This window comes from Vibrio sp. Vb1026, from assembly GCF_033338745.1.
GTDB classification, from domain to species: Bacteria; Pseudomonadota; Gammaproteobacteria; order Enterobacterales; family Vibrionaceae; genus Vibrio; species Vibrio alginolyticus.
In genome coordinates, this window is record NZ_JAWOTH010000108.1 from 1 (window position 1) to 1312 (window position 1312).

General features: G+C 52.5%; 1 protein-coding gene. It reads left to right on the forward strand.

All coding sequences use genetic code 11. From position 1 onward, the window contains the following. Window positions 1-1312, forward strand: a 1312-nt coding sequence (locus R7E47_RS24540; protein ID WP_318085318.1) for a PAS-domain containing protein, incomplete at both ends; no start/stop codon positions are given.

Sequence of the window (1312 nt, forward strand, 5' to 3'; positions counted from 1 at the left end):
GTTACCGTGGCTGAGCTGGAAATGCTTGCCTCACGCTTTGTTGGCCGCACTCGGGTGAAAGTGGCTTTCCAAGCCTATTGGAGCCAGCAGAGAGAGGAGTTGTTACCGAACCAACAAGCGCCGTCTTCGTTGATTCGTCACACTGAACGCGTATTGGCTGGGGTGTTTGGTGCCTCTTCCGCTAAGTTAGTACTTACTTCTGCGTTGCAAGGCAGAAATATGCAGCTTGAAGAAGTCGCAACCATTGTTGATGAAGCATCCGAGCTGTACGACTTTAGCCGCGGGTTACTCCAAGGGGCGATAGAACATATCGGCCAAGGGATTGCGGTGGTCGACAAACAATTGCGGCTGGTGGCGTGGAACCAGCGTTACCTAGAGTTATTTGTATTCCCGCCCGGATTAATTCAAGTCGGCCGACCGATTGCTGATGTGATTCGCCACAATGCTGAGCAAGGTTTGTGTGGCCCCGGCGATCCAGAAGACCACGTACGCCGCCGCGTGTATCACCTTGAACAAGGTACGCGACATACCTCTTCCCGTGTGCGCCCTGATGGACGAGTGATTGAAGTGCAGGGTAACCCGATGCCCGGCGGTGGTTTTGTAATGAGCTTTACGGACATCACTGTATTCCGCGATGCCGAGCAAGCGCTGAAAGACGCCAATGAAACGTTAGAAGAACGAGTACGCGCGCGCACCAGAGAGTTGGAGCAACTCAACAAGCAGTTGGTGGCAGCGACGCAGCGTTCGGATTTGGAATCGAAATCGAAATCGCGTTTTTTAGCGGCCGTAAGTCACGACTTGATGCAGCCGCTCAATGCCGCTCGTTTGTTTGCGTCTTCACTTTCTGAAGTAGCCAAAGACAGCGAAACCCGCAAGTTGTCGGCACACATCGAAAGTGCGTTAGGCGCGGCGGAAGATTTGATCGGAGATTTGCTGGATATTTCGCGTTTGGAATCGGGTAAGTTGGAAGTCAATGTGCATGGCTTCGCGGTCAACGATGTTCTGGCGAACCTCAATGCGGAATTCAGCGCATTGGCCAAACAACAGGGGATCGAGTTCACTATGATCCCATCTTCTCTAATGGTGAAATCGGACCCTAAATTGTTGCGCCGTGTGGTGCAGAATTTCCTCACCAATGCCTTTCGTTACAGCCCAAATGGTAAAGTCGCGCTGGGAGTGCGCCGAGTTCAAGGGCGTGTGCGCATTGATGTGTGGGATAACGGCATGGGCATCGAGGAAGAAAAACAGCAGGAAATCTTCGAAGAGTTTAATCGCGGAACGCAAGTGCGCTCCGATCAAGGCTTGGGATTAG